General features: G+C 69.3%; 6 protein-coding genes. 3 read left to right on the forward strand and 3 right to left on the reverse strand.

The genetic code is table 11. The features are described 5' to 3' along the window. Positions 1-249: 249 nt before the first annotated feature. Together AC08OU_RS09585 and AC08OU_RS09590 are read right to left on the reverse strand one after the other, a co-directional pair. The gene (locus tag AC08OU_RS09585) at positions 250-636 is read right to left on the reverse strand and encodes a DUF6907 domain-containing protein (RefSeq protein ID WP_476601849.1); all 387 of its coding nucleotides are present in this window, start codon (positions 634-636) and stop codon (positions 250-252) included. Positions 637-753: 117 nt separating this feature from the next. Continuing rightward, positions 754-1,242, reverse strand: coding sequence for an Lrp/AsnC family transcriptional regulator (locus tag AC08OU_RS09590; RefSeq protein ID WP_476601850.1), 489 nt, complete (start codon positions 1,240-1,242; stop codon positions 754-756). Between the two features lie 192 nt (positions 1,243-1,434). Here AC08OU_RS09590 and AC08OU_RS09595 point away from each other — a divergent pair, with 192 nt between their 5' ends. From AC08OU_RS09595 to AC08OU_RS09605, 3 genes are all read left to right on the forward strand, one after another. After that, positions 1,435-2,841, forward strand: a complete 1,407-nt coding sequence (locus tag AC08OU_RS09595) for an aspartate aminotransferase family protein (protein ID WP_476601851.1) — start codon at positions 1,435-1,437, stop codon at positions 2,839-2,841. A gap of 32 nt (positions 2,842-2,873) precedes the next feature. Beyond that, entirely contained in the window at positions 2,874-4,304 is a 1,431-nt protein-coding gene (locus AC08OU_RS09600; protein WP_476601852.1) for a gamma-aminobutyraldehyde dehydrogenase, read from the forward strand. Positions 4,305-4,532: 228 nt separating this feature from the next. Then, positions 4,533-5,576 (forward strand): alpha/beta fold hydrolase, encoded by a 1,044-nt coding sequence (locus AC08OU_RS09605; protein WP_462186228.1) that lies wholly within the window; start codon positions 4,533-4,535, stop codon positions 5,574-5,576. Positions 5,577-5,973: 397 nt separating this feature from the next. On the opposite strand, the gene AC08OU_RS09610 is transcribed toward AC08OU_RS09605, so the two are convergent. After that, positions 5,974-6,234 (reverse strand): hypothetical protein, encoded by a 261-nt coding sequence (locus AC08OU_RS09610; RefSeq protein ID WP_462186209.1) that lies wholly within the window; start codon positions 6,232-6,234, stop codon positions 5,974-5,976. Positions 6,235-6,422: the final 188 nt, after the last annotated feature.

A 6,422-nucleotide genomic window follows, 5' to 3' on the forward strand; every position in this document is an offset into this window, starting at 1 on the left:
TATGCAGGCATCATTATCACGAGCATCATTATCACGAGCCGTTTTCATCGGAATCCGCCCGGTCCTTCCCCCGGTCGGCGACCCGGGCGCCCGGCCGGGATGCGCGCCGACACCCGGCGGCGCGACACCCGGCGGCGCGGGCCCGGATCGGCGGTCGTCCACGCCCGGGACACACGGTGGCGGCCTGGGACCCGCCCCCGGCCTGGCGGCCATCGGCGGCGGGTTCTCCCGCGGCGGCCCGTCCCGGGATCAGCGGGGGGTGGTTCCCGGGGTTCGCCACGGGCTCGCCGGACGCACCGCCTCGGCCGCCCGCACCAGCGATTGGGCCAGCCGGCGGGCCTCGTCCGGATCCAGGTAGGCCGCGGCAAGGGTGTCGAGCATGGGCGCATCCAACCGGAGCAGGATGACCGGAGCCTTCCCGGCGCTCGCCGGTGGCTCGGGACGCACCGTTATCTCCGCCTGCCCGATCCGGGTAACCATAATGCCGTCCTGCGGGTCATGGTGGACCAGCGCCATGTTCACCCCATCGTGTGTCCGGGCCAAGGTATTTGAAGTTCGTTGCGCATGTTGGACTCTTGTTGTGGCCGCTTGGTTGTTCCCATCGGCGGTACAAACGGTGACACCCCCGAACCGCATACCCGCCCGCGTCGCCGCACCCGGCAGCCCGTCGGCAGGTCCTGCGCCCTATCGATGTTCGACCCGGCCCGGCTTCCCCTCCGGCCTGGCGGCCCGCGCTGTCGGCACCCGGACGTTTCAGCGTGCTCCCCACGTGTAGGTCTGCTTGACCAGCCGCAGGTAGACGAACGTCTCGGTGGCGAGGACCTGTGGCAGGGCGCGGATCTGCTCGTTGATCAGTTCGAGCAGGTGCTCGTCGTTCTCGGCGACGATCTCCACGATGAGATCGAAGGATCCGGCCGTCAGGACGACGTAATCGACCTCGGGCAGCGCGGCAATCGTGTCGGCGACGACGCGGGTGTCCCCGGTGACCCGTACCCCGATCATCGCTTCCCGGTGGAAGCCCACCCGGAGCGGGTCGGTGACGGCGACGATCTGCATGATGCCGGCGTCGAGCAGACGCTGTACCCGTTGGCGCACGGCCGCCTCGGAGAGCCCGACCGCCGCCGCCATGGCCGCATAGGACCGCCGGCCGTCCTGCTGCAGTTGCTCGATGATGGCTTTGTTGACATCGTCCAGCAGGGTGCCGGAGCTGAGTCGCTGGCCGGGCGACCGTCGCGACTGCACCCGGCGTCCTCCTCGGTCCTCCGTGGCGGTTCCCCACGCCCGTTCACGCTGGCCTGTCCCTGCTGCCATCGTATGGCCGTCGATGAGTGAACTGGGAAGCGAGCTTTATCCACGCAATCTTCGACGGATTCAATCGTAAAGCTGCCGATCAGGCTACTCTTTCAGTGGCTGATCGGTGGAAAGGATGCGTGGATGGTGTCGAATGTGATCGCTTCCGGGAGCGGTGTGACCCGGGCCGTGCCGCAGGCCAGAGCCGCGGAGCTGGCCGCGCGCGAGTTCGCCCGCCTCAACGCCCGCACCCGGGGCTCGGAGGCGCTGCATGCGCGGGCGGTGCGGTCGATGACCTCCGGGGTGCCGTCGTCCTACCAGGTACGTGATCCCTGGCCGATCTACCTCACCCGCGGTCTCGGGCCGAAGGTCTGGGACGTCGACGGCAACGAGTACGCCGACTTCCACAACGGGTTCGGTTCGATGGTGCAGGGGCACGCCCACCCGGCGATCGTGCGGGCCGTGACCGAGCGGGTGGCGCTCGGTACGCACTTCGCGATGCCCACCGAGGACTCCGTGGTGGTCAGCGAGGAGTTGGCCTGCCGCTTCGGGCTGCCGCAGTGGCGCTACGTCAACTCCGGCTCCGAGGCGACGATGGACGCGATCCGCATCGCCCGCGGTGTCACCGGCCGCGACACGATCGTCAAGATCTTCGGTTCGTACCACGGGCACCACGATTACGTGATGGTGTCGATCGGGACCCCGTACGACGACATCGGTCCGGCCGAGCATATGAACTCGCTGGGTTACGGTGCCGGGATCCCCCGGGTAGTCGTCGACCTCACGGTGCCGGTCCCCTTCAACGACGCTCCGGCGATGGAGCGGCGGATCGCCGCGCTCGCCGCTGAGGGACGCCTGCCCGCCTGTGTGATCATGGAGGCGGCGATGATGAACCTCGGCGTCGTCCTGCCGGAGCCCGGTTACCTGGCGGCGGTCCGGGAGATCACCTCCCGGTACGGGGTCATCCTGATCTTCGACGAGGTCAAGACGGGGCTGTGTGTCGCGGCCGGTGGGGCCACCGAGAGGTTCGGCGTGCGCCCGGACATGGTGACCCTGGCCAAGGCGCTCGGTGGCGGGCTGCCGTCCGGGGCGATCGGCGCGACGGCGGAACTGATGGAGGTCGTGGCCTCGGACCGGGTGAAACAGGTCGGCACGTACAACGGCAACCCGCTGACCATGGCCGCCGCCCGGGCGAGCCTGTTCGAGGTGCTCACCCCCGACGCCTACACCCACCTCGACCGGCTGGGTGGCCGGTTGACCGCCGGCTGCGACGAGATCCTGGCCCGCCACGGCATTCCCGGCTACACCGTCGGCATCAGCTCGAAGGGATGCGTGCACTTCACCGACGCGCCGATCCGTGACTACACCTCGTTCATGGCGCACCAGAACGCCGAGTTGCCCGAACTGGCCTGGCTCTACAACGCCAACCGCAACGTCCTCATGGCGCCCGGGCGCGAGGAGGAATGGACGTTGTCGGTGCAGCACACCGACGCCGACGTCGACCGTTACCTCGACAGCCTCGACCAGATGGCCCGGGACCTCGTTGGCTGAGCCGGCCCGATCCCCCAGGAGGGACTAGAGACATGGATGCGATCTTCGCCAATCTCATTGGTGGCGTCTCCACCCCGGCCGTCGATGGCGAGACAATGCCCATCCTGAACCCGTCGACGGCGGACCTGCTGGCGCAGGCACCCCGGTCGGGGCCGGCCGACGTCGACGCAGCCGTGCGGGCCGCGAGCGCGGCGTTCGAGGGCTGGCGGGACACCACGCCCGCGCAGCGGTCCCGGGCACTGCTGCGGGTGGCCGACGCGCTGGAGGACCGGGCCGACGAGGTCGCGGCGGTGGAGAGCGCGAACACCGGCAAACCGCTGCGGCTTACCGTGGACGAGGAGGTCGGGCCGTCCGCCGACCAGATCCGGTTCTTCGCCGGGGCCGCGCGGCTGCTCGAGGGCCGGTCGGCCGGCGAGTACCTGGCGGGGCACACCAGTTGCGTCCGCCGCGAGCCCATCGGGGTCTGCGCCCAGGTCACGCCCTGGAACTACCCGCTGATGATGGCGGTCTGGAAGGTCGCGCCGGCGATCGCGGCGGGCAACACCGTCGTGCTCAAGCCCTCCGACACCACCCCGGCCTCCAGTCTGCTGCTCGCCGAGATCGCCGCGGAGTTCCTCCCGCCCGGCGTGCTCAACGTGGTGTGCGGCGATCGTGACACCGGACGCGCGCTGGTGGCCCATCCGGGCCCGGCGATGGTCTCGGTGACCGGCAGCGTGCGGGCCGGGATGGAGATCGCCCGGGCCGCGGCGGACTCCTTGAAGAGGGTGCACCTCGAACTCGGGGGCAAGGCGCCGGTCATTGTCTTCGACGACGTGGATCCGGCGGTGGTGGCGCGGCAGATCGCCGAGGCCGCGTACTTCAACGCCGGCCAGGACTGCACGGCAGCGACCAGGGTGCTGGCCGCGCCGGGCGTCCACGACGACCTCGCCGCCGCCCTGGCCGAGGCGGCCGGGAAGACGGCGACCGGATCGCCGGAGGAGCCCGACGTCGACTACGGGCCCCTCAATAACGCGGGCCAACTGGCCCGGGTGAGCGGTTTCGTGGAGCGGGCACCTGAACATACCGAGGTGCTCGCCGGCGGTGCTCCGCTGGACCGGGCGGGCTACTTCTACCCGGCCACGGTCATCTCGGGTCTGCGCCAGGACGACGAGCTTATCCAGTCCGAGGTGTTCGGCCCGGTCATCACGGTGCAGCGGTTTGACTCGGAGGACACCGCGGTCGTCTGGGCCAACGGGGTCGAGTACGGCCTGGCCTCCAGCGTCTGGACCCGCGATCACGGCCGGGCCCTGCGGGTCGCCCGCCGGCTGGACTTCGGCTGCGTATGGATCAACACGCACATCCGGCTGGTGGCGGAGATGCCGCACGGTGGGTTCAAGAAGAGCGGGTACGGCAAGGATCTGTCGGTCTACGGCCTGGAGGACTACACCAGGATCAAGCACGTGATGAGCAACATCGAGTTCTGACCACCAGGTCTGACCACCGGGGTGGAACCGAGTTCTGGCCACCAGGTTCTGGCCGCCAGGTCGGAGTGGTCGGGCGCGGGGAGCCGGGTACGAGTCCCGGGCCGGCTCCCGGGGTAGGCCGTGGAAGTAGGATGGTGTGCTTCGAGCCGGGGTGATCGCCGGTCCGGGGCGGGTGGGTGGCGGCGAGTGAGGAAGAATCCAGCCTCGGTCGTGGCATCGGCAGACGGGATGACGAGCACCGAAGGCGGCCGTGCCTACGGCGTGCCCCGGGTGAGCCCGCTGACCTCCCGCTTCGTCACGGTCCACGGGTACCGGCGGTGCTATCTGCGGGCCGGGCGCGGCCCGGTTCTGCTGCTCATCCACGGCATCGGGGACAACGCGCGCACCTGGGCCTCGATCATCCCGGAGTTGGCCCGCCGGCACACCGTCATCGCCCCCGACCTGCTGGGACACGGGGAGTCGGACAAACCGCGCGGTGACTACTCGGTGGCCGGCTACGCGTGCGGGATGCGTGACCTGCTCACCATCCTCGGGATCGAGCGCGCCACGGTCGTCGGGCACTCGCTGGGCGGCGGGGTGGCCATGCAGTTCGCCTACCAGTTCCCGGAGCGCTGCGAGCGGTTGGTGCTGGTCGCCACCGGCGGGGTCGGGCCACACCTGCATCCCGCGCTGCGGGCGGCGGCCGTGCCCGGAGCCGGGGCGCTGCTGTCCCTGATCGGCATGCCGCCGGTGCGGGTCGCCGGCTGGGCCGGAATGCACGCGCTGCGCCTGCTGCACACCGATCTCGGGCGGGACGCCGACGATCTCCTGAACGTCTTCGACTCGCTGGGCGTACCCACCGCGCGGGCGGCGTTCCTGCGCACGCTACGGTCGGCGGTGGACGGGCATGGGCAGTCCATCACGATGCTGGACCGGTGCTACCTCGCCGCTGGGATGCCCTCGCTGATCGTCTGGGGTGACCGGGATGCCGTCATCCCGGCTGAGCACGCGTGGATGGCGCACGAGGCGATGCCGGGGAGCCGCCTGGAGATCTTCGCCGGTGCCGGGCATTTCCCCCATCACACTGACCCCGAACGCTTCCGGGCGGTTCTCGAGGATTTTCTGGCGACCACCCGGCCGGCGAGTCACTCCCCGCAGCAGTGGCGGGCGATGCTGCGTGAGCACGGCCGCTCGACCAGGACCACGGAAGCATCCGGGGCCGCCGCCCAGCCGTCGGGCGCGCGTTCGACCCCGGCGGAAGCCGTGGGTCGTGGCCTCACCCGGAGCCGATAAACGGGCACGGCCGCCGGCCATGGCGGGGCCGGGATCCGCCGTTATACGTTCACCGAGGTGACCCGTCGCATCGGGGTGGACCCGCTATGCATCGACGACCCAGTTGGCCATCCATAGCCATGCCTTGCGGGAAGTCGCCCGGCGAGATGCGTCGGTGCCGTTCTCGGCTGAACCGCTCTCGCGGAAGGTCTTCCCGGTCACCGATGGATCCGGCCAGTCGAGGATCAAGGACTCTCGTACCTCTTGCCGTGTCGCCTGTTCGGGCCAGGGTCTTCGCGTGATGCGCTGTCTTCCGGCGCGGGTCTGCATTAACTGGTCGGCACCCGCTATCGTGGAGTTCAACGGGCAGGCCGGCGTCAATATGGCCTATCCTTGGTGGCGTAACATCAAAGTCCTCTCAAATCTCGGAGGTCGACCCTTGGCACGCCGTGCACGACTCAGCTGGCCCCAGGAACGGCGCCAGGCGAGTGAGGTGGTTGTCCGCCGGGTCGACCCCGGTCGAGGCTGGACCCTGGAACAGGCTCGTGACCTGGTACGACAGGGATACTCCGTCGAGCATGTGGCGGAACGCACCGGGTTTCCGGAGCAGATGCTGAAAGTCGCAGAGGAGGACTGAGGGGACGTAATGAAGTAACAAATACGTGATCGAGAGCATCATCGCAGGTCACAGGCCTGTGGAGGGTTCGAAACGCGCAAGTTATTTCATTTCGACTCCTGAGTGCAGCCTCCCGCCATCCCGGTGCCAAGAAAGTGCCACGGTGCGCCATCGTCGGCCGCCGGCGCGGGAGTGAGTGTTATCCCTTTCGTGGGTCAATCCGCAGGTTCGGGGAACCGGTCTTTCCCGGC

This window comes from Frankia sp. CcMO1 (assembly GCF_977945845.1).

Excerpts from the sequence above, each read along its gene's own strand:
- AC08OU_RS09605 (WP_462186228.1), top strand. The coding sequence starts at position 4,533 with ATGACGAGCACCGAAGGCGGCCGTGCCTACGGCGTGCCCCGGGTGAGC.
- AC08OU_RS09585 (WP_476601849.1), bottom strand. The coding sequence starts at position 636 with ATGCGGTTCGGGGGTGTCACCGTTTGTACCGCCGATGGGAACAACCAA.
- AC08OU_RS09610 (WP_462186209.1), bottom strand. The coding sequence starts at position 6,234 with ATGATGCTCTCGATCACGTATTTGTTACTTCATTACGTCCCCTCAGTC.
- AC08OU_RS09600 (WP_476601852.1), top strand. The coding sequence starts at position 2,874 with ATGGATGCGATCTTCGCCAATCTCATTGGTGGCGTCTCCACCCCGGCC.
- AC08OU_RS09595 (WP_476601851.1), top strand. The coding sequence starts at position 1,435 with ATGGTGTCGAATGTGATCGCTTCCGGGAGCGGTGTGACCCGGGCCGTG.